This window comes from Geobacillus jurassicus NBRC 107829, from assembly GCF_001544315.1.
GTDB lineage: Bacteria > Bacillota > Bacilli > Bacillales > Anoxybacillaceae > Geobacillus > Geobacillus jurassicus.
In genome coordinates, this window is record NZ_BCQG01000009.1 from 1 (window position 1) to 24,562 (window position 24,562).

16 protein-coding genes and 9 pseudogenes are annotated in these 24,562 nt (G+C 47.2%); 3 read left to right on the top strand and 22 right to left on the bottom strand.

From position 1 onward, the window contains the following. The 4 genes and pseudogenes from GJ1_RS03885 to GJ1_RS18955 all read right to left on the bottom strand — a co-directional run. A partial coding sequence (locus tag GJ1_RS03885; protein ID WP_066228754.1) for a helicase-related protein occupies nt 1-3,119 on the bottom strand: 3,119 nt, incomplete at its 3' end. Between the two features lie 17 nt (nt 3,120-3,136). Further along, nucleotides 3,137-4,675, bottom strand: a complete 1,539-nt coding sequence (locus GJ1_RS03890; protein WP_066228758.1) for a DISARM anti-phage system protein DrmE domain-containing protein — start codon at nt 4,673-4,675, stop codon at nt 3,137-3,139. Then, nucleotides 4,669-5,664 carry a hypothetical protein gene (locus tag GJ1_RS03895; RefSeq protein ID WP_066228761.1) on the bottom strand — a complete coding sequence of 332 codons (996 nt, stop codon included), beginning with the start codon at nt 5,662-5,664 and terminating at the stop codon, nt 4,669-4,671. The genes GJ1_RS03890 and GJ1_RS03895 overlap by 7 nt, the downstream gene beginning before the upstream one ends. Before the next feature lie 371 nt (nt 5,665-6,035). Continuing rightward, a pseudogene (locus GJ1_RS18955) lies at nt 6,036-6,176 on the bottom strand (RNA helicase); the annotation flags it as partial. A 95-nt stretch (nt 6,177-6,271) separates the two neighbouring features. On the opposite strand from GJ1_RS18955, the pseudogene GJ1_RS03900 reads away from it, so the two are divergent. Beyond that, nucleotides 6,272-6,507, top strand: a pseudogene (locus GJ1_RS03900) (IS110 family transposase); the annotation flags it as partial. 67 nt (nt 6,508-6,574) lie between these two features. Here the strand turns inward: GJ1_RS03900 and istB are convergent. Together istB and istA are read right to left on the bottom strand one after the other, a co-directional pair. Then, nucleotides 6,575-7,326, bottom strand: a pseudogene (gene istB / locus GJ1_RS03905) (IS21-like element helper ATPase IstB). Further along, nucleotides 7,323-8,828 (bottom strand): annotated as a pseudogene (istA, locus tag GJ1_RS03910) (IS21 family transposase). The pseudogenes istB and istA overlap by 4 nt, the downstream one beginning before the upstream one ends. A 142-nt stretch (nt 8,829-8,970) precedes the next feature. On the opposite strand from istA, the pseudogene GJ1_RS03915 reads away from it, so the two are divergent. Further along, nucleotides 8,971-10,023, top strand: a pseudogene (locus GJ1_RS03915) (IS110 family RNA-guided transposase); the annotation flags it as partial. 188 nt (nt 10,024-10,211) lie between these two features. On the opposite strand, the pseudogene GJ1_RS17590 reads toward GJ1_RS03915, so the two are convergent. The 7 genes and pseudogenes from GJ1_RS17590 to GJ1_RS03950 all read right to left on the bottom strand — a co-directional run. Further along, nucleotides 10,212-10,568: pseudogene (locus GJ1_RS17590) on the bottom strand (DEAD/DEAH box helicase family protein); the annotation flags it as partial. An 88-nt stretch (nt 10,569-10,656) separates the two neighbouring features. Next, nucleotides 10,657-11,867, bottom strand: a pseudogene (locus tag GJ1_RS03925) (IS701 family transposase); the annotation flags it as partial. Nucleotides 11,868-11,929: 62 nt separating this feature from the next. Then, on the bottom strand, nt 11,930-12,160 hold the full coding sequence (locus GJ1_RS03930) for an SDR family NAD(P)-dependent oxidoreductase (protein ID WP_066228769.1): 231 nt from the start codon (nt 12,158-12,160) through the stop codon (nt 11,930-11,932). Nucleotides 12,161-12,232: 72 nt separating this feature from the next. After that, nucleotides 12,233-12,535 carry an ArsR/SmtB family transcription factor gene (locus GJ1_RS03935; protein WP_066228772.1) on the bottom strand — a complete coding sequence of 101 codons (303 nt, stop codon included), beginning with the start codon at nt 12,533-12,535 and terminating at the stop codon, nt 12,233-12,235. Between the two features lie 145 nt (nt 12,536-12,680). Then, nucleotides 12,681-12,986, bottom strand: coding sequence for a 4a-hydroxytetrahydrobiopterin dehydratase (locus tag GJ1_RS03940; RefSeq protein ID WP_066228775.1), 306 nt, complete (start codon nt 12,984-12,986; stop codon nt 12,681-12,683). A gap of 2 nt (nt 12,987-12,988) precedes the next feature. Further along, nucleotides 12,989-13,574, bottom strand: a pseudogene (locus GJ1_RS03945) (Uma2 family endonuclease). A 203-nt stretch (nt 13,575-13,777) separates the two neighbouring features. Next, nucleotides 13,778-15,031 carry an esterase/lipase family protein gene (locus GJ1_RS03950; RefSeq protein ID WP_066228799.1) on the bottom strand — a complete coding sequence of 418 codons (1,254 nt, stop codon included), beginning with the start codon at nt 15,029-15,031 and terminating at the stop codon, nt 13,778-13,780. 259 nt (nt 15,032-15,290) lie between these two features. Here GJ1_RS03950 and GJ1_RS03955 point away from each other — a divergent pair. Continuing rightward, nucleotides 15,291-15,761, top strand: a pseudogene (locus tag GJ1_RS03955) (SGNH/GDSL hydrolase family protein); the annotation flags it as partial. Nucleotides 15,762-16,011: 250 nt separating this feature from the next. Here GJ1_RS03955 and GJ1_RS03960 read toward each other — a convergent pair. From GJ1_RS03960 to GJ1_RS04000, 9 genes are all read right to left on the bottom strand, one after another. Next, nucleotides 16,012-16,989, bottom strand: coding sequence for a bile acid:sodium symporter family protein (locus tag GJ1_RS03960; protein WP_066228778.1), 978 nt, complete (start codon nt 16,987-16,989; stop codon nt 16,012-16,014). A 204-nt stretch (nt 16,990-17,193) separates the two neighbouring features. After that, nucleotides 17,194-18,972: an adenine deaminase C-terminal domain-containing protein gene (locus GJ1_RS03965; RefSeq protein ID WP_066228781.1), complete on the bottom strand. Its 1,779-nt coding sequence runs from the start codon at nt 18,970-18,972 to the stop codon at nt 17,194-17,196. Nucleotides 18,973-19,048: 76 nt separating this feature from the next. Continuing rightward, nucleotides 19,049-19,498 carry an acyl-CoA thioesterase gene (locus GJ1_RS03970; RefSeq protein ID WP_066228784.1) on the bottom strand — a complete coding sequence of 150 codons (450 nt, stop codon included), beginning with the start codon at nt 19,496-19,498 and terminating at the stop codon, nt 19,049-19,051. A 25-nt stretch (nt 19,499-19,523) separates the two neighbouring features. Continuing rightward, the gene (locus tag GJ1_RS03975) at nt 19,524-21,101 is read right to left on the bottom strand and encodes a benzoate-CoA ligase family protein (protein ID WP_066228788.1); all 1,578 of its coding nucleotides are present in this window, start codon (nt 21,099-21,101) and stop codon (nt 19,524-19,526) included. A gap of 123 nt (nt 21,102-21,224) precedes the next feature. Then, nucleotides 21,225-22,022 (bottom strand): enoyl-CoA hydratase/isomerase family protein, encoded by a 798-nt coding sequence (locus GJ1_RS03980; protein ID WP_044731538.1) that lies wholly within the window; start codon nt 22,020-22,022, stop codon nt 21,225-21,227. Between the two features lie 141 nt (nt 22,023-22,163). Further along, nucleotides 22,164-22,808 (bottom strand): Phenylacetic acid catabolic protein, encoded by a 645-nt coding sequence (locus GJ1_RS03985; RefSeq protein ID WP_066228790.1) that lies wholly within the window; start codon nt 22,806-22,808, stop codon nt 22,164-22,166. A gap of 17 nt (nt 22,809-22,825) precedes the next feature. Further along, nucleotides 22,826-23,041 (bottom strand): hypothetical protein, encoded by a 216-nt coding sequence (locus GJ1_RS03990; RefSeq protein WP_066228793.1) that lies wholly within the window; start codon nt 23,039-23,041, stop codon nt 22,826-22,828. Then, the gene (locus GJ1_RS03995; protein WP_066228796.1) at nt 23,038-23,364 is read right to left on the bottom strand and encodes a metal-sulfur cluster assembly factor; all 327 of its coding nucleotides are present in this window, start codon (nt 23,362-23,364) and stop codon (nt 23,038-23,040) included. The genes GJ1_RS03990 and GJ1_RS03995 overlap by 4 nt, the downstream gene beginning before the upstream one ends. Further along, nucleotides 23,364-24,299, bottom strand: a complete 936-nt coding sequence (locus GJ1_RS04000) for a Phenylacetic acid catabolic protein (protein WP_044731542.1) — start codon at nt 24,297-24,299, stop codon at nt 23,364-23,366. The genes GJ1_RS03995 and GJ1_RS04000 overlap by 1 nt, the downstream gene beginning before the upstream one ends. Between the last annotated feature and the right edge of the window lie 263 nt (nt 24,300-24,562).

A 24,562-nucleotide genomic window follows, 5' to 3' on the forward strand; every position in this document is an offset into this window, starting at 1 on the left:
AATGCCTGTCTTATAAACCCAACTATTACTGCTGGAAGTCCTCTGTCCATACAAGAATCCGAGAACGGAGTCACACTTGTTGCTTCCACTTGTGCATATAATTTTTGATGATAATCCCTAAAATGTTCAAAATGAGATTTATCCCTAGATTTTGTATTTGAATAAATTGTAAAAACTAATCCTGGCCTTTCCCACCAACGTCTCCCAACACGACCACTGACTTGGATATACTGCGCTGTTGTCTTAGGCTGTCCAATGATAGCCATAACCGAAAGGCGATCTATATCAACGCCAACTTCAATAATATTGGAAGCGAAACAAAGATCTATTGCTTTATTATTATTGTCTGGATTATAACTGTATTTTAAATCATCAATAGTCTTGGAAATTTCATAACTTTGTTTTCTTGATGTCAATTCAATGAAATTATTTATATATCTGGTTTTTTCAACACTTCCTTTACGCATTTGCATTGCTCTTGAATATTGTGGAATATCTGCCTGCGCAAGAGTCAAACCGCCGCCTAACTCACGAAGAGTATTATAAAATGCTAACAATGTCCAATAAGGATCTCTTTCATCTTCCTTAATATCATTACTAGCTTGTAAAATAGAGGAAAATGTCATAACTTGTGCCATCATACTACCAACAGTCGTTGTATAAACACCTACATATTTTCTTCCAGGCATTAATTCTCCATTTTTATCTTTGGCTGGTCTTGCAAAGAAAGAATCATCGTGTTCCAAACCTGGGCTTGGAAATAGCCTGGATTTTTCACGTCCAAATAACGCTAAAACTTGTTCTTCAAAATGTTTTATTGTAGCTGTTGCCGCAATAATTTTGGGTTTAATAGTTTTTTTACCAATCTTTTTAAGGCACAGTTCTTCAATCAGAGCTTCAAATAAACCAGTCAAGGTGCCTAATGGTCCAGAAATTAGATGTAATTCATCCTGTATAATCAGTGACGGTGGAGAAATAAAATGATTTCCCTTGTTGTCTATGCCAAATAATGATCTTGCTTTTGGTTCCCAAACCAACTGAACAAATTTATCGATCGTTCCGATTAAAAATGTAGGACGTTTTTCATAAATAGTTTCATCTACTATATAAATTGGCAATTCTTTATAAAAATAACAATTTCTATCTGGACAGTGAATAACTAATTTTTGATCTTTCTCTTTATATCCAATAAAAAAACGCTTTTTATCTTTACCACCTTTAGAAAGATAGTGTCCTAAGCGAGCCCCACACCAAGGACAAGAATGTACAATAAAAGACTGATTTCCACTTTTATCTTTAGCAAGTTTTTTCAACATTTCTAAAGCTGCTCTATTTTTATTTGGAGTAGTCTTAGATCCCACCCAAATTCCAATTGAATAAGGGATATCTCCCAGTTCCGGCGCATATTTACGTCGAATATACTCCAACGCGCATATTAGACGGGATGCCCGCTGAAACTGATCCGCAGTTAAAAGACGGAGAGTATATCGCATCATAACATCTACACCAGCATCTGATGGATTTCGCAACCGTCTTAGGATCATTTGAAAAGCTGCGACTCCTAAATAGGCCTCGGTTTTCCCCCCGCCAGTAGGAAACCAAATTAAATCTACAATTTCCCGATCCATGCTTGTTTCGTCAGCTAAAGATTCAATTGACAGTAGAAAAAAAGCAATCTGAAAGGCCCTCCAAGTATTGGATGCATTTACTAGTTTTTTTTCGTCTTTAAGCACTTTTTCTATTGGTTTATCAAACTCCAATTTTATGTTCTTTTCATCCATAAGAACATAACCGTTACGTTTTTCTTTGCCATTCTCCTGCTGAAGTAAAATTGCTAAGTTTGCTAATTGAAAAGCGCGAAGAATTTGAGGATCCTCCAGCAATTTTAATCCCCTTTTCATACGTTTCAAACTTTCCCTACATAATTCCATATGTTTTTTTGCCACCGGTTGCAAAGGCGACGGAAGCGAGGTGATTTCCGTTTCCTTTCGGTTTATCCAATTTTCATAGTCCTGAATTAATGGATATAATATGTCCTTAGGATGCGTATTAGAGGATAGTCCCGCAAGATCGCTCATTTTAATTGTCAGTTTTCCGTTTTCAGTTTCAATATCCGGAGTCATGCTCATTGTTTCATATTCAGGCATAAATGTTGTTCGAATAACCTTTACTTTCTCCGCTTTCTGATCCCAATCGGTTGCACATCCATGTCCTAAAGCGTAAATATGTTCATTCCGATAAAGAAGATCCGCCGAAGCATCTTCTTCACTTAAGTTATTGTTTAATTGATAAAGCTTTGGATACGGAGAAAAGCTATAACTTCCTGGTGTTTCGATTGATAATTCCGCTTGAAACAAAGTTACTTGATCACGGTCTATACCATTTGAGTCAGATCGGTTTGTTACACTAACAGTTATAATAAAAAAGCTGTTAATTTCACGAAGACGTGCCTGAATTTGAACATTAAACTGACTCGCTTTTTCGCGCTTTGCATTAAATAAATCAACATGATAGCTTATATGCTTATAGGTATTAAGCTCCTTGGTTGAAATATAAAGTTCACCTTTGACTCCTTCTCTGAGCCACCAAGTATAGCTGTTGTTTTCTCCTCTGACTCGTACTTTGTGTGGTTTATAAGAGCCGCCTTTTATGATTACCTTCAAATTAGGGACATTTTTATCAATACAGAAAGTCATTCCAATCGAAGAAGGCATAAAATCATTTTTCTGAGGAAATAACTCTATATCTCCTTCTGACTCCGTTGCCTCGATGTCATCTTTATATTCAAACATTTTATCTAAAGCATCATCGTCATTTTCATTGTCTTTTATAATAATTTCTGTAGTTTCATCATCATTTGTCATGGTGCCTACAGGAAATAACATGCCGCTCACATATCGTTGTGAAGGAGTTTCTCTTTGGAGAATCTCTTCTTTTGTTCCTGCTACTAACCAATAGTGTGGCGTATATAATTCATTTTTCGACTCAAACACTGAATTTCCTATTGGATTAAATAATATATAATTATCTCTTATTTTCCCAGGACCTATAATTTCTTCCTTTACACTATCAATTAAATGTTGACGATTGCACAGTGAATTTTCCAATGTAATCGGCATAAAATCACATCCCTTTTTTATAAATCTCTATGATATACCTTCATTAAATTGGATTGCAGTACATCATAATGTTTTGAACGATTGATCGCAACAACCCGTTCAATGTTAAAAGAAGCTCCATTAAAATTGGAAGATTTAAATGTAATGGATCCTTTTTGCTGTAATTCTTCAAAAATATCAGGTTTAATTTCTTCCATCAGTTTTCTTGAAATGATCCTACCCGCTTCACGATGAGCTATTTGAATTTGTTTCATTGCTTGGTAAATAAGAATTACCTCATTTTCGTCAAACTTTAAAGCCTGTAATAATACAGGTAGCTCCGTCGGACAAATGGACTCTTCATTACACCAAAAACGAACAGTTTGTGGTGAAGCCGTTGTCATTTTATATCTATTTGTTAAAATTTCGCTAACACGCATGATGCCTTTTTTTGATACATTATAACGAAGTCTCTTTTTCCATTTTTTCTGCAATGCTCGGAGATATTTAGCTTCTTCCTTCAAAATCTCTTGATCTGCTACTTCAGCAATTAAACTATTATCTCTCTCATTTCTTATAATAATAAAATCATCTTCTTCCAAATCTTTTAACGTAATTTGATTAACAATAACACGATCTTTTTTTATATTGGGAGTTAGCACTCGAATTTTTGTTTCATCAGAAACGAATAAAAAACGATCATTTTCTAATAAAACAACAGTAGCTTTAACTAAATGATGTACATCATCTGATGTATTTGTATTTTGTTCTTCCAAAACTTTTTGTATAGAAGATTTTACTAAGTAATCTTCATTAAATTCTATTTTATGCGTTTTTTCTACATCTTTATGTATTTTAACATTTAAATTAATCGTACTGATAATATTCTGTTGATAAATATCAGAATTAAGAAAGGGAGATTTTAGTTTTAAATTATCCGAAAACATTTCATAGAAAACAAAGTATGTGTGATATGCTTTTAAAGTATTGACAGCAAAAGAACCAAAATAGCTAGGACTCCCAACAAATATTACCTCATCGAATACTTTAGCACTTTTCCTGAAGCTATTTTCAGTATAATAAGTAACATTAAGAATCGAGCTGATTTTTTGATTAAGTAATTCCTTTTCTTCAGGAGATAATGATCTTTTGGTCACTAAAGCAATTTTATATGAACGAGTTTGATGTTTATTAATATGGTCACATAAAAATTCAGTCATATAATTATGTTCTGTTTCTAGTACCTCTTTAAATGACATTGCCAAAGTTTTTCCAAACTTATCAAAAAAATAAGGATAATTATTCTTTATACCCAATAATCTGTGAATAATCTCTTTTTCATTATTCTTACTAATGACATGAGAATACAGCAAAAAACTTCTACATAGAGTGAAAAAAATTCCGCTTAAATAATTGTAAATTTCTAACAATTGTATGTCCTTATCAGCCTTTTCGATAATTTCTCTATTAAAACTGCTTAACTGTTCTGCCAGCGAAAAAAGTTCACTACATTTTACAGATTTTAAATAAATATTTTTTTCAAAATTAGTATATAATTTACATATGTCTCTTAACAATATTGTTCCCTCCATGAAAACAACTCAATACCTGCTGGAATAGAAATCCCATAGTTTTTAACATAATTAACTAATTCCTCAGTAATGATTTCTGTATTACCTAAAAGCACTCTCCGAGATATATCAGACATTGTTTCATCAATATGGTTTTCATGCTCTGATCTCCCTATAACTATTAGACTTGGATTCTTATGAAATAGTCTAATTTGTTTTCTGTAACTCAATGCGTTAGAAAATAAAACAGGTACGTTTTCATTAACTTCATGAGTATTTTTCATTCGGGACGAAAAAAACTTGCCATTAGAATAGCTGTTGTTATTTTGCAAGTTTTCCAAATACAAAAAATCACTGATGGTTCCTTTTTGTCCATTTTTAAACAAACACTTTTCTGACATCATTTCGATGAAATCCTCTTTATCTCCAACAATATAAAAATAATCTCCCGGATAAAAAGAAGCTCTGCTTAATTGTTCGCTAGAATAGATATTTTGCATAAAAGGGCTGGAAATTCTTAATTGATAATTTTCACTTACTTTTCTACTTCTTTTAATCTCAGTATATTCTTCTTCTAATAAAATAATTTTTTCTATCCATTGTTGTTCAGGTATTCCCAGTTTAATATTTCCAAATTGGATGAACAATATAAATTCTCCTTCAATCACAGGACTGGGTTCCACCGATATAACGGAAGCTCTTCGGGCAAGGTCTTTATCTTGATAAATAATTCTGTTGCCTTTTTTTAAGTTCAATATCTGTTGACGAATTGACTGTAGGTTTCTTGGCTTACGAAATACTTTATCTGCTATTCCTACAGCTACAAACAAAGCAAAATATTGTTCACTTGGCACAGAAACAACTATATGACTACTCTTATTATCTTCTATGCCTTTTTCATGCAAAAAGGCTCCTAAGGAAAAAGTAAATATAATCCATGAAGGTAATGGATGAACATTGTTTTCAAGAAAAAGTTGCAACTCTTTATGAATCATTTCCATCCCTCATCATAATTTTATATTTTGATAACTAGTTAGCATATATGGTTGAAAACGTTAAAGATAAATTATTTACCATTGGACAACTTCAATATATTTTCCTAATAACCAAATAATTTTAGAAATAGTCTGAATCAAAATTTCTAACAGTGCTATAAAATCAAATCATAATAGTACCTTATTTTTTGCAACTGTCTGTGATTTTTAAGATGTGTATTGATGTATTCTTTTTCTGTTTTTCCACGCATTCAATATAGTACAAAACACCTATAAAATATCATATCGAAATTACAAGAAAATGTTGTCGAATTATGTCAAAAAAAAAAAAAAAAACAGAAGCACTGCTCGGCTTCTGTTTACATTGTCTTTTATATCTTGCTTTTTCTCTCAAAATACACATGCAACCGATACTCACAAATCTCTTTCGTCCATTGATACAAAATTTCTTCGTCTTCTTTGGCGATAGAAAAAGTGAGAGAAAATACGCCGTTTTCAAAGGAAAGCATTCCTGTTAGGAGCTTTTCCGGGGGACTTGATCAAAAAAAGTCCTCTGGTATGATGCAGGGGTGTCAAACATCACTCACCATACCAAGGAGGACTTCAGATGAATTGTACACAAAAATCTAAAATTGATCAAGTAACCGAACAAACGCTTGTCGTGGGAATCGATATCGCGAAACGAACCCACTACGCCTGCTTCGTGGATGACCGGGGGCGCGTGCTTCGAAAATCCTTCCCGGTCCTCCAGTCGAAAAAGGGCTTTCGGCAGCTGTATGAAGGCATCCAGGAGGCATGCAAGAGTTTGCGAAGTCGGACGTGATCGTCGCGCTGGAACCGACCATGTTTTTTGCAAGCAAAAAATGCAGAGAAGTGCAAGAAAAAATACATAGGCTTGCCAGCTCAAGACTTAAGGTTCCAGACCGGGGGAAGAGGACGGCTGGATCGCGGAGAGAGCGTTCCGCAGTCGATAGCTCTCTCCCGTAAAGGCCAGGATGTGGGCATGGTGAACCAAGCGATCCACCAGCGCAGCTGTCAAGCGGTTGTCCCCAAACACCCGATTCCACTGTCCAAATTCCAGATTCGACGTCACGATGACGCTTTTTCGCTCATAACAGTCGGCGATCACATGAAACAACAGCTCCGATCCTTGCTTTTGAAACGGCACATAGCCGAGTTCATCCAAAATCAACAGTTCGCACGCATCGATGCTTCGTTTCAGCCGCCCGAGCGTGCCATTTTCAATGCCTCTTCCAGCTGGGCGACGAGATCCACGACGCGGAAAAACCGAACCTCATGGCTTTGTTGGCACGCCTGGATGCCGAGCGCTGTGGCGAGATGGGTTTTTCCTGTCCCGGGCGAGCCTAAAAGCAGAACGTTTTGCTTTCGCTCCAAAAAGCGAAGGTCACACAATTCCTTCTTCGATGTCGTGGTCGGCCAGTGGATGTGATCCGACCATTCGTAATCCTTCAGCCATTTCAACTCCCGAAACTTGGCTTTCTTGATCAGCCGGGCCTGTTTCGCCTGCTGGCGGCACGACAGCTCCAGCGCCAATACATCCCGCAAAAACTGTTCTTTCGTTTCGAACATCACCTCCTCGAATCGATCCGCGATATAGGCCAAATGCAGCGCTTTACAAATCTCTTTCACCTCTGCTCTCATCCCTGGACACCCCCTTCCCGAACGGGATGAAGACGTTGATCATACACCGTTAAGTCCGTTTCATAGTCGATCAGGACGGAAGGGGTGTACGATTCTTCCCACTTGGCCGGGTAATGGGACTGCCTCGCTTCCATCAACACTCCGATTTCATGAGGAGCCAAGTCCCATCGCTGGTTCTCATCGAGCCACTGGGCGATTTCATAAAGCGTGCAACGATCCAACAGCGCTCGCAGCCCTTTCAAACGGGCCGCCGCCTGGGGCGGGGTGCCAGCCAGATACGTTCGGATCGCTTCCGGCAAGTACGCCCGGTATCGGGAATGCCCGACAACCCGGGGTTTGGTCTCCCACTCAGCGAAAATCTCTTTCCAAGGGATCTCGCGTTTCACGTTCGTATACGGCCTTGGCGTCTCAAGATGTATGCCTCCGTCAGGAGAGAGCACAAAGAAACGATCCCACTCTTTTTTCACCAATACCCGGTTGGGGACGGACAGGCCATGGACGACGAACGCCTTCCCATCCACCATCACTTCTCCGTACTTATTCACGTAAGCGTGATCGAGGGAGAAGATCGGAAGATCTTGTTCCGGCAACGCCAACAGCTCCGGCCGCTCCTCTTGCCATCATTCCTCGATCATCCGCCGCTTTTCATAATGGGGGCGGTTTTGATCCTCAACCATCTTGCGATGCAGCCGCTCCACCAGCTCTGGATCCGACTCGATCAACGGAGCCGGGACAAAACAAAGGTTGCGAGTGTAGTAGATTTTCCGCTCGGCATTCCCTTTCTCATGTCCGCTGTGCGGATTGCACGCTTGCACGTCAAACCGGTAATACATTTGGAATTTCTGAAAGGCCTCGGTGTATTGGCGTTCTCCCCCTTTTCGGATGGACACGACGGCCGCGGACAAATTGTCAATGCGCAACACCTTTGGCACTCCCCCAGCCTGGCGAAACAACTGCGTCAACCCATGGAGAAAGCTTTCGCTGTTTTCCGCCGGCAGTGGGTAGGCAAACGCAGCGTTGCTATATGGAAAGCTCATGATCAAAACCGATCGTTCTTCTTCCTTCCCCTCCTTCGTCACCACCGTCATCTTCCCGAAATCCACCTGCGCCTCTCCCGGCGGGTGCTCAAGTCGTTCATAGCGCTGTTCTTTCTCGAGCTTGAGCTGCGGTCTTCGTTTTTGCACGTACGCGCAAACGGTGCGATACGAGCCTTGAAATCCATGGTCACGACAAAGCGCTTCAAACATCGTCTTGTTCGTTCGCCGTTGTTTTCTCGGCAGCTTGGCATCCTCCTCCAACCAGTCATCAATGATTGGCCCGTATCCTTCTTCCTCCATCATCCCCTTTTTGCGTTTGATGGTTGGTTGGACAGAAATGCCGCCATCCGCGTATTTCTTGACCGTTCTCCAGTTATATCCCGTTTCGCGGGAAATTTCCGCAATCGATAACCCTTTCTTTTCACGCAGTTTTCTGATACGATTCATTTCGGGCATTGCCAGCATCCTTTCGCTCCTCCACTGTTTGGTTTATGTGTTCACAACTTCCACAGTAGAGGAAATGTTAGGGGCTGGCAAGCCTTTTTTCTTTGCCTTAGGCTCTGCACTTTTCGTTGCAGAACTCTGTATTTTTATTTTGCACTAAACACCGACCAGCCATTACTGGTTGAACCTGGACTGCTTTCTCGAGGAAAAAGGGATCCCGCTGGTCATGGTCAACCCGGCGCATGTGTGTCGGTCGAAAGAACTCGATGACAATCTGCCGACGAAACATGACGCCAAAGACGCCCTGGTCATCGCCAGACTGGCGAAAGACGGACGATTCCTTGTTCCCCGGCTCCTGCACGAGATCGAAGCAGATTTGCGCGTCGGGAGCACCCTCAAAGAAAAGCTCCGCAAGGAACAGATCGCGGTGAAAAACGCGATCATCCGCTGGACCGACCGGTATTTTCCGGAGTTTTGGACGGTGTTTCGCGATCTGGGAAAAACGGCGCTTTCGGTGTTGGAGTGGACGCCGTTTCCGGCCGATATGGCGGGTCGAACCGCCGAGGAGCTCATCGAGGTGCACCGGCAAAGCGAAGGGCTGAAATGCCCGCAGAAGGCCAAAATTCAGGCGTTGATCGACGCCGCGAAGGACTCCATTGGGGTGACGGAAGGGACGACGATGGCCCGTTTTGAGATCGCCGCGCTCGTCCGCCAATACCGCCAATTCGAGGCCGAGATCGCGGCGCTGGACGCGGAGTTGAAGGCGTTGGTTCAAACGACGATGGAGGATCAATGGCTGAAAACGGTCGACGGGTTGGGGGACGCCACGATCATTGACCTGCTGGCGGAGATCGGCAGTTTCACCCACTATCGGGACCCGCGTCAATTGGTGAAGTTGGCGGGCCTGACGCTCAAGGAGAACTCCTCCGGCCAGCGCAAAGGGCAAAAGCGGATCTCCAAACGGGGGCGAAAACGGCTGCGATCGGTGTTGTTTCGGGCGGTGATTCCGCTGATCCGGCACAACGAGGCGTTTCGCGCGCTGCATGAGTATGACACGACCCGATCCGTCAACCCGCTGACCGGAAAACAGTCTATCGTGGCGTTATGCCGAAAACGGCTGAATGTGCTGTTTGCGATTTGTACGAAGAAACAAGCCTTTGACGCGGAGCGAATGATGCAGGACGTCTTGTCCCAGGTTCAAAACCGGGCGGCCTAAGGCCTCCCCCACGAACAGAAAGCTTCCCCCACGTCAGGAAAATGTATCCAGACGCGGCCGCGAAGCGCACCCTGGTTCTGTAAGATATCCACAAAACTGAAAAAGGATGTAAGGGATTTTGTCGAAAAATATTTTTTTTGACACCCCTGAGAGGCCGAAAAGCCTTGATATATCAACATTTCTAGAGGGAGGAGACCGTTCGAACTTCCACTCCATTTCGTCATCGGCACTTCGGCAATAAGCTTGCTTATTTTTGCTTCATCATAAATCCATAGCTGTTTTGTTTTCTTGTCTGAAAAGTCGATTCGTTTGCGATATTCTTTTTCCATTAAATATTGATGGAAAAACGGCGCTACTTCTTTTGGCGTAATCGGCATGTGCCAACGCGAGGGGCCGCGGTTTAACATTGCGTGCAATACGACCATTTTATAGCTCTTAGCCATAGACGTTCGCTCTGCCTCAACTAGCCACGATTCGTACTTTAAGAAAACTTCCTTCTCTTTCTCCGATAATTCGTCCGCCCAGTATAAAAAGCCCACATATGACTGTAGATGAGCATTTTTCATTACAATAATTTCCATGGTTTAAGAGACAAACAGGGTACCCCTTACGCGACACGGAGCTGTTTTCAACATCAATGGGAATATCTTGCTTCGCGGCGTCATAAATGAACTCCACGACGCTGTGTCCTTTCCGCGACCGAAGAAGCTCCAGTCCAGCGGAGAGGTTTTGTTGGGATTCGGCGATGCTGTACACGCAGGCCAACAACACTACCGCCCAATACCGTTTCACCGCTCGAATGTGACGGACGCGGTACCCATCGAGCTTCAGCTGATCTTTCGCCTGCCGGAAAAAACACTCGATCGTCCAACGTTGGGCGTAGCAACGCAAGATCTCTTCATCGTCGAGCCCCCGGTCGGTGCTCAAGACGACATGGAGATGTTCGGGTGTCATCGGCTGATCCGCCTTCCAAGCAAGCAACACCACCGCGTCATCGAGGCCATGGATCGCTCCCTCATAGCGATACACGCGGCAACGCTCCTGACCCACCGTGACGAGGCGGGTGTCTTTGGGCTCGATATAGCGGGCAAGCTGCTTCGCTTGGACCGCGATGCCGTTCGGGTAGAGAATCCGGTTCGTCTTGAGCATCGCGATGACATGGAATCCCTTTTTCAGACAGGCTTCGATGAGCGCTTGGGACGGATGCCACGAATCCATGAGCACATACACCGGCTGAGCCAGCTTCACTTTGAGCGAAGAAAGCATCTCGATCGCCAGGTCGATTTTGCTTCTTCCCGCCTTCTTGTCATACAAGCGGAACGCGAACGGAAACGCTTGCGTGAAGGTGTGCACCATCAGCCAAACGAGCGAATGCCCCCAAACCGATTGATGATCCTTGTGCGAGTAGTGCCAGTCGCACCCTTGGATGGCGTGCGAAGCCCGTGACGAAGGCTTCGTTTTTTGGCAGATGGCATCATCAATCGAAACAAAAACGGGCTGATTCTTCCGCTTGGCCAGGCGTTCGATCCGGCGAAGGATCCACTCTTGAAGCTTCTCAAGCAGCCTTTCCTCGTTCCAAGGGCTTTTCGTGAAAAAGTGGCTCAACGTGGTTCGGTGGTTGGGATGAAAGCTCCAGTGATGAAGATCGTTCCATGTTCCCGAAAACCCCTTGGTCGTCAAGGCATCAACGATATGAACGAGATGCTTCAGAACCGGTTTGGAGAAATGCAACGCCAACCCTAACGCTAGGAAAAACTTGTGGATTCCTTGATGATGTGCTCATTGATTCATGAGACATGAACCTCCTTGTGTGAGTGGTTGGTTGGCACATCTATTTTACCCAAGGAGTCTGGTTCATGTCTCCTTTTTTGTTTGGTTGTCAATTTATGTTAGTGAATTTGCTCATCTACAGTTCGTTATACAAACTTTGGACTTCTTCTTGCTTAGACAAATCTTTTGCATAAGGGACAAACTGTATTTCATATTTCCCTTCCAACTCGTTCTTTAATTGGTACAATTTCTTCTCACTTCGAGCCACAGCTATTATATCGCAACCATTCTGAGCAAATCGCTCGGCAAAAGCATAACTAATTCCTCCTGAAGCTCCTGTAATGAGTACGGTTTCTCTTTTCATCATTTATATCCTCCTCTATATTCAAATGTTTAAACAATTAAACATTAAAAACAAATAAGTCACCTTTAGCGTTCGCTAAAGGCATTCATTTTCAACCGATTGAATGAGTTTTTTTAATAGTTGAATGGCGTTTTCTAGCGAGAGTAAGTAATAGCGTTGCGTTCCCTTTTGTTCGACGGTGACAAGTCCGACATCGCGCAAAATCTTTAAATGGTGAGAAATCGCTGGTCGCGACAAGTTAGAATGCTCTGTAATTTCGTTTACAGTCAGTGCTTCATGTTCTGCAAGCAATAAAATGATATCTTGACGATGCGGATCACTGAGCGTCTGAAATAAAGGAATACAAGCTCGGAATAACTCTATCGCCTTCTCATTCATTTTTTCAATTCTTCCTCTTTTGTTTAAACGTTTAAACTCTTAATCAAGGTTAATTTTATCCTATTTGATATAACCTTGTCAAGATAAAGCCTCACCACCTCATAACCCCTCCCCGCCCCGATGATAAGTGCCACTCGATTCGTCATCATTCCCCTTCCCCCTGCTTCATTTGCTTATACACATCATCATACTGCTTCGCCAGTTCAAAATCGAGCTTCGTCAGCCCTTTCGCCCGCCATGAGGACAACTTTACGGTGATGAGCTTGTAGTCGATCGAAATGAACGGATGGTGGTTGGCGTTTTCCGAAATCGCGGCGATTCGCCGGACGAACTCGATTCCCTGCAAGTAGTCTTGAAAACGGTATTTTTTCACAATCCACCGCTCATCGGCCAGCTTCCAGCCGTCCGCTTTTTCAAGCAACGCTTGCACTTCCGTTTCCGTTAATCGCACCTTTATCCCTCACTCTCTATATTTTGAAATATAGCGGCTAGCGGAATCGCCAAATCCGCAAACAAAAATGAGGAGAGCGTATCGCGTTCGCCAAACACGCTCCGCTTCATACCCTTTTTCGCCGCGGCCGTACACTTCCACTGTCCGGTGCAGCGGGTCGACGATCCAATATTCCTTGACGCCGAACTGTTCGTACAGCTTATATTTTTCGTTCCGGTCTTTCAGCGCTGTACTCGGCGAAAGCACTTCAACGATGAAATCCAGCGGACCATCGCATCCTCGGCTGCCAATTTTGCTTTGATCGCAAATGACGGAGATGTCTGGCTGCACCACATGCTCCGCCTGTTCATAGTCCGCCTGCTCATCAAGGCGTACATCAAACGGCGCCATGACAACCGCACATCCTTTTTCGCGAAAAAATGATCGCAAGGCGACATACGATTCGCCGACGATGGCCTGATGGACAAACGAAGGGGCCGGTGCTATGCTATAGGGCACTCTGTTGATCAGCTCCCACCGTCCGTCCCATTTGGCATAATCTTGATACGTATACCGTTCATTTTGCCGCTCGGTCGGTTTCAAGCCCATTCCCCCATCCGCTAGGTTTGCCTCTATTATACCATCGGACATCCGCGGCCGTCATACAACTCAGGTGCTGACTCCACCAAAACATCCATGAGTAAATTTTACTTCCAACCCAGGCTGAACATAACCGTCCATGAATTCGTTTTCAAAGAAAAAAGCCATCCGACCGAGATGGCTTTTTGCCCGTTTGGCTGATCATCCCTTCATTAAGGCTGCAAACTCGCCAACTGCTCGGCAAGGCGTAAATAAAAGGCATGAATATCAAACAACGGATTCGGGTCAACGCCGATCACTTCCAAATGATCGACATTGTACGTTCCCATATCATTCCAAACTCCTTTTTTCAACGTCCCGTCATACGGCACGATCCGATCGGTAGATCCACGCTTTGGACCGTTCATCGAAAACGTGTTGACGATGCCATCGTTCTCAAGCCAGCGGTCGTCAATGCCAAGCGCCGCATTGCGGTACGAGCCGAGAAACGGGGCGCATACGGCGGCGCTGAATACATTCATCCCCAGTTCGGGATAATAGTTGCCTGTGAGAGCTCCTCGATACGTCCGTTCTGTGGCAAAGCTCAAATAATACGTGTTCGGACTTGCCTGCACCCATTGGTTCAGCGCCTCCGCACCGGGAACGGATAAATCATAGCGGGCGGTATCTGCGGACGTCCAAACGGGGGACTGTTTGAGCCGCTCAAAATATTGGTCAAACGATTCACCCGGCTGACGGCGCAACCCCCATTGGTCGAGCTTAAAATCGTATACTTGACTCGTGTACGGCACATTGCTGGCGACAGCCGCCGCTTTCAACACCGCTTTTTGCAGGTCAAAGAAGCGATCAGTGAAATCGACCATATTGACAAGCGTCGTCCCGTCATGAGGAGTGGCAATGGTTGTCACACTCAACACAAAATTATGTCCGCCTTCAAACAACGGCGACAACGACACGTTATGCGCCTTGGCGTACTCCCGCTCTTCTTTGCTTCCGTTCTCTAGGAGAGACACAAGCATGCGGGCCGTCTGTCCTCCTTGGCTATGAGCGATGATATGGACGCGGCCGCCTCTTTTCAATTCCGGCAGCAAGCCCGGATACGTGCGGCCAAACCGCGCATGGCCGTGCTTCGCCGCATGGGCCGCACCATAATCGACCGTTCCGCCGACAAGCTGGGCGTACGCTTCGCATGCCCGGTCCCAGTTGCTTGAGAGCGGGCCGACCGCCAACGTGTACGTTCGATACCCCTGGGCGTTAAGCAGTTGTTCGATATCGCCGCGCACCCCGCCCCAGTACTTGAACCCAAACATTTCTTCTCGTCCCCAGCCGGTAAAACCATGGAGAAGCACAATCGGCGCATCATTGGCTCGCGAAGCCGCCGCTTCAGCTCGCCCTCCCGGAACAGATAGGCAGAACACAAGCCATAATCCGAGCAACACAAGGGCAACACGCCGACAGCATTTCATCATGTTCTCCCTCTCCTTCCAACGGGCTGAAGTATTTTTTGAATTACCTAAATATTTTATACATAAGACCAAGCCCCTTCAATCCCCGCAATTGTCGGGGTTTCCTGCCGGAGAAAGGAAACGCGGCTATATCGGATCGCGACTTGACCGCCAAAGAGCGGCAGTTGATCAGCCACATCCAGGCGATGACGGCGGAAAAAGCGGATCGATTAGCGCCGCGGCGCATAAACGCACAAAACGCGGGCCACGATAACGACAGAAAAAGGTGAACGATCCGGCGCGCTACACCGAACCATTCACCTCCTACCAATCATACTTGAAGCGGTATATTAACGGCGCCCGCGCGAAAGGGGCAACCCCTGTCCTCATCACTCCGGTCGAGCGGCGGCGCTTTTCTGCCGACGGGCGGGCGCTCAACTCCCATGGACTTTATCCTGCGGCCATGAAGGCGCTTGGGGAGAGAGAGCACGTTCCCGTCATCGATTTGACGGCAAAAAGCAGACAACGGTTTGAACAGCTCGGCCCGGAACAGACGAAACAGTTGTTTCTATGGCTTGCGCCCGGCGAGCATGCAAATTATCCGCACGGAATCAAAGACAACACGCATTTTCACAAACGAGGAGCGAAAGAAATCGCCCGGCTAGTCGTCGAGGGGATTATGGAGCTCAACCTTCCTCTTCGCCGCCATCTCATCCGCTTCCCTGACCAGGCGCGAGCACCGAGCCGTTAGCTCTGTCCCTGCTTCAGTCGCGAAGCGAGACTACACGCCGGCATACACCGGTACATCGAAAACTTCGCTTGTTTCTCATATGATGGCCGCTTAGAGCAGATGGCTTTTTCTTTGTCTTTTGCATTCGCCGAATCGTCCCGTCATGGCGTTGCACCTGCCTACAGCCGCTATGCAAGGCGGCAGACCGCACGCGTTGGGCAAAACTCCAATGAGAACGGCCGCTTGATCGTCGCCGCCCACTCATGGCTTCCTAGCGGGCGCTGCCGATAAAAGACGTTGGCCCACTCGCTGACGAATGATACGCTTTTTCCAACAGGCGATGGTACATCGAGGCGAGCACTTGCTGAAACAACATACCGAGCACGACCGGCACGCTGACTGCCGGAGGAAAATACGTCATCGCGAGCACCGCGCCAGCGCTGATGTTGCGCATTCCACCGGTGAACGTCAACGCGATGATGTCCGCCGGGGCAAACTTGAGCCAACGGGCGGTCATCCAAGAAAGAAAATATCCGGAGCTCGCAATCGCCAAGACGAGAAGCGCCATGAACAGCAATCGGCCGCTTGCATGACCGAAATGCGGTGCGACGACTGCGCTGTTGATCATCACGACAAGCACCAGCGCCAATTTGGAAAGCGGCGCCAACACCGCCGCCAGCTGTTCGTTCGCTTTGGCAGACAGCCGTTCACTCACAACCATGCCGGCCAATGACGGCAAAATGATCATGAAAAACAAGCCGAGCATCATCTGCCAAACATTCATCTCGACCGCGCTTCCAGCAAGCAACAGCAACGTCAGCGGCACGACAACCGGCGATAAGAACGTATCAATCAAAATGACAGAAAGCGCCAAAGCCAAGTTTCCCCGTCCGAGCGACACCCAAATAAAGCTTGTCACCCCAGTCGGAATGGCTGCGGCCAGCACAAATCCGATCACCGTCAACCGGTCGCCGCCAAAAAATAGATGCCCAAGCCCAAACGCCCAAAGCGGAATGACGAGGTGAAGCAGACACAGCGCTACGGCGATCGGACCGGGATGAACGAGCGCCTCTTTCAAATCAGCCAAACGCAGGCGCAAACTGCCGCTGAACGTCATAAATGCAAACAGCCACGGAACAAGCACCGCATAACCGCGCAATTCATCCGACAGCCATACGCCGACCGCCACGCTCGCCGGCGTAAGCACCGGCAGCACCTTTTCCAGCATGTGATTGATCGTTTGCCACATCGGTTTCATCTCCACATCGAGCCATTGGCAGATCCGCAGCGTGAACCCGCCTACATTTTTTTATTATACAACGGAACAACTCTATTTGAACGACAAATTTTCATCGAAAACCGTGCGGAAACGACCAGGCGGCCGGCGCCGCGTTCATGTCGCTATCCTTTTTCCAACAAGACGAACACGCGCGCTGTTGCACTCCTTGCCGCGTTATTTCACTGCTTTTTCTTCCAGCCCTTCAGCCGGCAGCACAATCTCCGCCCGCTTGACATCGTACAAACCGTACGGGATTAGGCGAAGACCCGGCAGGAAATCGCACGTTAAAAACAGGAGAGTATACAAAATATCATGGAACGGAAATCCACGTTCTTGCAACAGCGCCAACAGCTCATCGTGGAAGCGGACAGCCGTGTCAAACGAATGACCGGTCGTCATCATGCCGGTAAACGGCAGCGGAATTTCCACCACTGTCTTGCCGTCATCCACGACAACAATCCCGCCGCCCATTTCGTGCACTCGTTTCGCAGCGGCCGCCATCGCCTTTGGATTTCTGCCGATGACAAGCAGCTCGGTCGTCGTATTGTACGTCGATGCCATGCCATCGATATCGACCGCAAACCGCTCCAAAATGGCTTTCGCGACCCATTGGCCATTGCGAGCAATCAACGAAGCGTACAACAGCCCTGGATGTCTGGAAAGATCGGCGTAACCGTTGACGGACGGAAGGTGGATGTCTTTTCGCTCGGTAATGACGTTGCTTTTGAAATAGGCGACCGGCACCGGCTTCTCCGGCTTCGGATGCGGATAGCGGTATAGATGCTCATCCTCAAGCCGCTCTTTAGCGAATAAAAACGGTTTTTTCGATACATACCGCCCCCAGTCTATCTTAGGCAGCGGGACAAGCAGCTTGCCGTCGCGGGCGACGATGCGGCCTTTGGAAATCACTAACGACGGTTGGAACGTGGCCAAATCCGGAAGCAAGATGACATCTGCCAACTTGCCTGGGGCGATGCCGCCGAGGTCATCGTCAAGCCGCAAATACGTCGCTGCGTTGATCGTCGCCATTTGCAGCGCGGTCATCGGCGGCACACCAAGCTCCACGGCCTTGCGAACCAGCCCGTCCACAAAACCTTCCCGCTCGATAAATCCCGGATGCGGGCCGTCTGTTGTCATCGTAATTCGGTGCGTGCTGACCCTTTTCTCTGTGATCAAGCGGATGATTTCCGGAAAATCCGGGCGGAGCGAGCTATGGCGAAGCGTCGTCCACATGCCGAGCCGCAGCCGATGGAGCGCCTCTTTAGCCGTGATAGCTTCATGGCAGGCGCTGACGCCGCTTGCGGCAATGCTATTCAGTTTCTCATATGAGCAACCGGCCGTGTGGCCATCAATCACTTTTCTCATGCGTTTTGCCACTTCAATCGTGTCGATCAAAAACGGGTCGCCTTGATATAACAGCGGCCATCTTGTCACTTCCGCCGTCCCTACGACTTCGTCCATCTCAAGCAACTTTTGAATTCTCTCTGGATCGAACCAGTCGCGTTCGCCCGGAAAGTCGGCTTGCGACACCAAACGGACGAGCCAAAAGAAATTGCCCGGCAGCGCCCGCAAATCCTCAACCAGCTGACGAAACCCATCGACGCCGAAATGCAAATAAAAAAACAAGTTGTCATTGACTGTCGTTGTCGTGCCGAGCGGCAGCACCTTAGCTGTCATGCTGACGGGATTGTAAAACACCCACGGGTGAGCGTGCGGCTCAATGAATCCGGGGGAAACGTACATCCCTTCCGCATCGATGACGATCGTATGTTCATCGGTGGCGACTTCGTTTTCTCCAACGTAAGCGATGGCATCTTCGTAAATGGCAACATTTTGGCGCAAAAATTCCCCCGAATAAACATTGGCGACGATCCCGCCTTGAATGACGATATGAGCGGGACGGCGCCCTTGCGCCACTTCAATCAGCTCCGTCCGCTTCGCTGTTCGGATCATAAACTCTTTCCCCTTTCCTCAGCTTAGAGAAAAAGCAAGCCAAGACGCAACAAGGCGAACTTGGCTCTCCCAATCATTAAGCATTCAGCAGCGGATTCATATGGGGGCATGCCCCAACGCCGTCTTCTTCGAGCAGCTGCCGAACGTCATCAGGAATCGGCATGGCAAACATGCACCCGCCCTCCTCCTTGACCCAGCCTCTCAGCTCAAAGCCGTGGCCGGTCCGCACCTCTTCGCGAAACACTTCATGGCGCAGTTTAATCGTTTTGCGGTTGACCTCCTCCACCGTTGTCCGAATCGTAATAATGTCGTCGTAATACAATGGACGCTCAAACGTGCAGCCAACATCCAGCAGCGGCAAAATGATATTCTGTTCTTTCATCAATTTCGCCGGCGGCAGCCCGATGCTGCGGAAAAACTGATGTCCGGCAATATCGAACCATTTAAAATAGTTCGGATAATAGACGATGCCGGCTGCATCGGTGTCGCCGAAGTTGACGCGCAGCTGAAACTCGTTTCGCTTCATGGCCGAATCGTCCCTTTCGCCTCGTTCATCGTTGTTTCAATAGCTGCCGCAGTTTAAAGCGCTGAATTTTTCCAGTGGCTGTTTTCGGGAGTTCGTCGATCAATTCGATGATGCGCGGGTATTTATAGTGGGCCAGATGTTGCTTCGCAAATTGCTTGAGCTCTTCTTCCTTCTCAGCTGAACGAGGAACGCCGTCTTTCAACACGACGAACGCTTTTGGAACCACCAACCCGTTTTCATTTTCCACACCCACTACGGCTGCTTCCAGTACATCGTCATGCCGCAGAAGGCAGTTTTCCACCTCGATCGGGGAAACCCAAATGCCCCCGACTTTCAGCATATCATCGGAGCGCCCGCAATACCAGTAATACCCTTCTTCGTCGCGGTAATATTTATCGCCAATATACAGCCATTCTCCGACGAATTTTTGCTTGTTTTGCTCGTGAAGGTTCCAATATCCGTGGGCAATCGAGTCGCCGCGAATGATCAAGTCGCCCACCTCATTTGGCGGCAGTTCATTCCCTTGCCCATCAATGATTTTTACTTCATAGCCCGGAACCGCCTTTCCGGAGCTGCCCGGTTTGACGTCGCCAATGCGGTTGGAAATGAAAATGTGCAACGCTTCCGTCGAGCCGATGCCGTCTAAAATGTCGACCCCAAACAGCTGTTTCCATTTATAATAAAACGATGGCGGCAACGCTTCACCAGCGGAGACACAGACGCGCAACGAACGAACGTCAAAGCGCCGGCCGGCTTTTTCTGCATAATCGATCATGGCGCCGTACAACGTCGGCACGCCGAAAAAAATCGTCGGCTTGTACGTTTCAATCGCCTGAAACATCACCTCCGGCGAAGGCCGCTCTTTCACAAGCACGGTCGAGGCGCCGACGCCTAACGGAAAATACATTCCGCCGCCGAGGCCATACGCGAAATACAGTTTCGACGCCGACAGACAGCGGTCATTCTCGTTGATTCCCAGCACTTGTCTGGCGTATGTGTTTAACGCATATTCCATATCGTGCTGCAAATGGATGATTCCTTTCGGATCCCCCGTGCTTCCTGAACTGAACAGCCAAAACGCCGCATCATCTTTGTTCGTCGGCGCCGCTTCCAGCTCCTTATCCGTGCGGGCGAGCAACCGATGAAAGGAAAGCGTTCCCTCGATGGAACTGTTAGCGTTTTCATGAATGACAATGACATCTTGCAAAAAAGCAAACCGCTCGCGAATCGGCTGAAGACGCTCCCATAAGTCTTCGTGAATGACCAACCCTTTCGCCCGGCTGTTGTTTAAAAAATATTCGTAATCCGACGGTTGCATCATCGTATTGACCGGAATCGGCACCGCTCCGATTTTGATGGCGCCAAAAAACGTATAGATAAACTCGGGGGTATCGTGGCAGACCATCACCAGCCGGTCTTCCATCCGATAGCCAAGCCCCCGCAGCATATTGCCGGTTTGGTTCACTTTTTCTTGCAATTCCTGGTAGGAAATTTGCTCATCGCGATAATAAATGGCCGTTTTCTCGCCCAACCCGCTATGGACGTTATAGTCAATAAACAATCCCGCCGCATTGTACAGCCTTCCGAACCCGCGCAATTCCATTGTTCACCATCCCATTCCCCATGAAATTGAACTGCCCGGTGAATCAGCGTGCGAAACAACTGGGCAGCGAAGCCTTTGAAAGGATGAATCTGTCTCCATTTCAAAGGCTCCGCTAACCACACGTTAAATGCCTTTCCAATTCGGTTGGCGTTTTTCCAAAAAGGCGCTCATCCCTTCTTTCGCGTCTTCGGAGCGGAACAGCAAGTTTTGCAGCTCGCCTTCGTAGCGGATCGCCACATTCAGCGGCATCTCTTTCCCGTTCATGATCGCCAGCTTGATGTTCGAGACCGCATACGTCGCGCTGCTCGCGAGCTTGCGCGCATATTCCCGCGTCCGCTCTCTCGTTTCCGCCTGCGGAAACACTCGGTTCACCAGTCCAATGTCCAGCGCCTCTTGCGGCGTGATCGTTTCGCCCGTAATGTTCATATCCAGCGCCCGCGAATAGCCGATGAGCCGCGCCAGCCTCTGCGTGCCGCCTGTTCCGGCCAACACGCCAAGCGACACTTCCGGCAGCCCGATTTTCCCTGCTTCATCGCCCATAAACCGCAAATCGCACGCCAACGCCAGCTCCAACCCGCCGCCGACCGTATGCCCTTCTAAGCAGGCAATGTACACTTGCGGCGAACGCGCGATTTTGTCGAGCGTCTCATTGCAGAACAGGCAAAATTGCGTTTTAAACCGCGGATCAGCCGAGCGTAAAAAGTTGATATCCGCCCCTGCCGAGAAAAACTTCGGCACATCGCTCATGACGATGACGACTTTGATGTCTGGGTCAAAACGGATGTCATCGATGGCTGCATTGAATTCTTTGTAAAATTCCAAATCATACGAGTTCGATTTGTTAATGTGCAAGTGAATCTCGGCAATCCCATCCTCTTTGACAACCGTTAAATATTGTTTTTTCGTTTCTACAGCAGTCATTGTTTCATTCCCCTTCCTTCAAAAATGATTTGATTGTTTCACGCAGGCAACGACGGATAGACCTCATTTTGAAAGTTCATTTCCCTTGTGCTTCAAGAGAGAAAGAACACCGTCTGTTCCTCACCTCCTTGTGTGCTGTTGTTATTTCAACTGAACGAAAGGTTCAGCCGCAACCGTTTTCAATTCCTGCTGCAGCCGTTCAACGAGCTTGACTCCGTTCGGCAAGTACCCTTCCTGCTGCAACTCTTCCTTGCTTTCAACCTCTTTTAACCAAGCCGCCGCTTCGTTCGCCGCGGCGTTCAACGCTTCGCGGAAACGATGAGGAACAGCGCCGCGCTCATGGGCGAGCTGCTGCGCCCAATGTTTGGCGTATACAAGATGATCTTGTTGTTCTCGGATCAACTTCTGGATTCGCGATACAATGGCAGGATGGTTGGCATCAAGTGCGGATTGCAAAACAGCGTCAATGGCGGTGTTTGTTGCGTATAGTGCAGCGATGAGCGTGATCCAGTTATGCACGTTGACGGCGCTTTCCAGCGCTTTTCCGGTTTGGCCGTAAATTTCCGGCTTTTTTCCTTTCAAGCCGCGCAAATCGAAACACCAGTTGTACAACAAGCGCGCATGTCCGAGCTCTCCTTGCGCCATCGCGATCGATGCCAGCGTGGCTTCCAAATTCGGACCGCTGACCCCGACCTCAACGAGGCGGTCGCCAAGAACGTATTTATTGTCAGCGATCGTTTCGAGCAACTCAATCAGCGAATGCACAGCAGACTGCCTTTGTTCCATTGCGCCTCCTCCCCCTTTTAGGCAAATAGCCACTTCGGTTTTCTCACCCAAACGAGCTCGCTGCGGTCGACAACAACCATTTCCGCCCAATCTTCCTCATCGTACGTGTAAGTGGCATATACTTTTGCCAGCTCCTCGTTTTCCGCCTCCACCGTGCCGATGTGGGCCAATTGGTCGCCCCGTTTCACGCGAGCGAAAATGTCAAACGTTTTTCGTCGTTGGGCCGCTGTCATGTGGAGCTCACCCCCCAATATTTCAATTTCTCGCGCCCTTCCGGACTGATCCTGTCGACCGTCCACGGCGGATCCCAAACGACGTGAATATGCACGTCACGAACCCCTTTCTCTTTGAGCAGTCGATCGCGGATGTCTTGCTCGATCCACTCCATGCAAGCGCATGATACCGCTGTATATGTCATGGTCACATGAAGCTCGTCATCCACTTTTTCAATGTGGTAAATGAGTCCCATATCGACGACGCTGATCGGAAATTCCGGATCCATCACTTCTTTCAGCGCTTGCCAATACTTTTCCGTTTCGGTGTTCCGTTTGTCCATCACACCGCTTCCTTTCGCAGTTGTTCGAGTTCCTTCGCCCCGCGTTGAATCCGTTCCACGAACTCTTTATTTTTCGGACCCCGCTGTTTAAACCGCTTGATGACGTTGTCCCACGTATCCGGCTGGTCAAACAGCCATTTTTTGTTCACCGGGTCAAACTTGCACGGGAACGGCACATCGAGCACGTATTTTTGTTGCTCCTCATCATAATGGGCAGGAACTTTGACCCCGATTGATTCGCAGAACGGAACGGCCGTTGACAGCCATTTTTGCCGCAGTTCGTCATTCGTCCGCCCTTTTAAGCGGTACTCCAGTTGCGCCGAGCGGCTTTTCAACCGGTCCTCGACCCCGAAAAACTCAAGCGCCATTAAAAACATCCAGTCGACCGCTTTTTGCACTTCTTCGCGCAAATTCGGATCCTGCATCGCTGTTCTCATAATGATCTCGCCGTTGCGAAGATGGAACAGCTCCTCTTTGTCCACTTTCACGAGCGCCCGCTTCCACGGCCCGTACGACGTATGCTCAAACGCATCTCCAAGAAGGGTGTAGCCCGCGCGGTCAAAAAAAGCATTGAAGACGCCGAATTCAATCCAGTTTGACAACTCAAAATCAAAGGCGTACGGGTTTTTCCAACGGTGCGCCTCCCGCTCGTACAGCAGCCTGTCAACATCTTCGCCCAAATCTTTCAACAGCCGATAGGCGATGTGGGCATGGCCGATTTCATCCTGCATAATGGCCAGCGCTGTAATTTTGCTGTTTAACGTCGGCGCTTGGTCGTACACCGTAAGCAGCGGCGGGACGCTCAGCAGCTCGGTGTCGCCGACGATCGTCAGCGTCTGTTTCAACGCGTTTAAATACTCTTCATTCATATCGTCAATGCCTTCGACGATAAATCCATTTTGAACTTTTTCCTTTAGCAGCGTTGCTTGATCCATATTCCCACCTTCCTTATTACGTTTTTTTAACTATCGTATTCTATACATAATGTTAATACAGCGTAAATAGTGTTGTCAACATAAAAATAAGAAAAATCGGAAAATTATTTTTAGTTGGGAATCCTTTTATTTCTGCTGATCAACCGTCCATTCTGTCTCTTTGTTCCATTCGGTCGTTTTTCAGAGTATACAACATTTGTTTTCCGTTCGTGTAATTTTCATGGAGCCACTAGTTGCACAACTAGGCAAAAAAAAAAAAAAAA

What these genes read in the sequence shown, in the direction of transcription:
- GJ1_RS03895 (WP_066228761.1), bottom strand. Translation starts at nt 5,664, where the DNA reads ATGATTCATAAAGAGTTGCAACTTTTTCTTGAAAACAATGTTCATCCA.
- GJ1_RS03930 (WP_066228769.1), bottom strand. Translation starts at nt 12,160, where the DNA reads ATGATGAAAAGAGAAACCGTACTCATTACAGGAGCTTCAGGAGGAATT.
- GJ1_RS03935 (WP_066228772.1), bottom strand. Translation starts at nt 12,535, where the DNA reads ATGAATGAGAAGGCGATAGAGTTATTCCGAGCTTGTATTCCTTTATTT.
- GJ1_RS03950 (WP_066228799.1), bottom strand. Translation starts at nt 15,031, where the DNA reads ATGAAATGCTGTCGGCGTGTTGCCCTTGTGTTGCTCGGATTATGGCTT.
- GJ1_RS03960 (WP_066228778.1), bottom strand. Translation starts at nt 16,989, where the DNA reads ATGTGGCAAACGATCAATCACATGCTGGAAAAGGTGCTGCCGGTGCTT.
- GJ1_RS03965 (WP_066228781.1), bottom strand. Translation starts at nt 18,972, where the DNA reads ATGATCCGAACAGCGAAGCGGACGGAGCTGATTGAAGTGGCGCAAGGG.
- GJ1_RS03970 (WP_066228784.1), bottom strand. Translation starts at nt 19,498, where the DNA reads ATGAAGCGAAACGAGTTTCAGCTGCGCGTCAACTTCGGCGACACCGAT.
- GJ1_RS03975 (WP_066228788.1), bottom strand. Translation starts at nt 21,101, where the DNA reads ATGGAATTGCGCGGGTTCGGAAGGCTGTACAATGCGGCGGGATTGTTT.
- GJ1_RS03980 (WP_044731538.1), bottom strand. Translation starts at nt 22,022, where the DNA reads ATGACTGCTGTAGAAACGAAAAAACAATATTTAACGGTTGTCAAAGAG.
- GJ1_RS03985 (WP_066228790.1), bottom strand. Translation starts at nt 22,808, where the DNA reads ATGGAACAAAGGCAGTCTGCTGTGCATTCGCTGATTGAGTTGCTCGAA.
- GJ1_RS03990 (WP_066228793.1), bottom strand. Translation starts at nt 23,041, where the DNA reads ATGACAGCGGCCCAACGACGAAAAACGTTTGACATTTTCGCTCGCGTG.
- GJ1_RS03995 (WP_066228796.1), bottom strand. Translation starts at nt 23,364, where the DNA reads ATGGACAAACGGAACACCGAAACGGAAAAGTATTGGCAAGCGCTGAAA.
- GJ1_RS04000 (WP_044731542.1), bottom strand. Translation starts at nt 24,299, where the DNA reads ATGGATCAAGCAACGCTGCTAAAGGAAAAAGTTCAAAATGGATTTATC.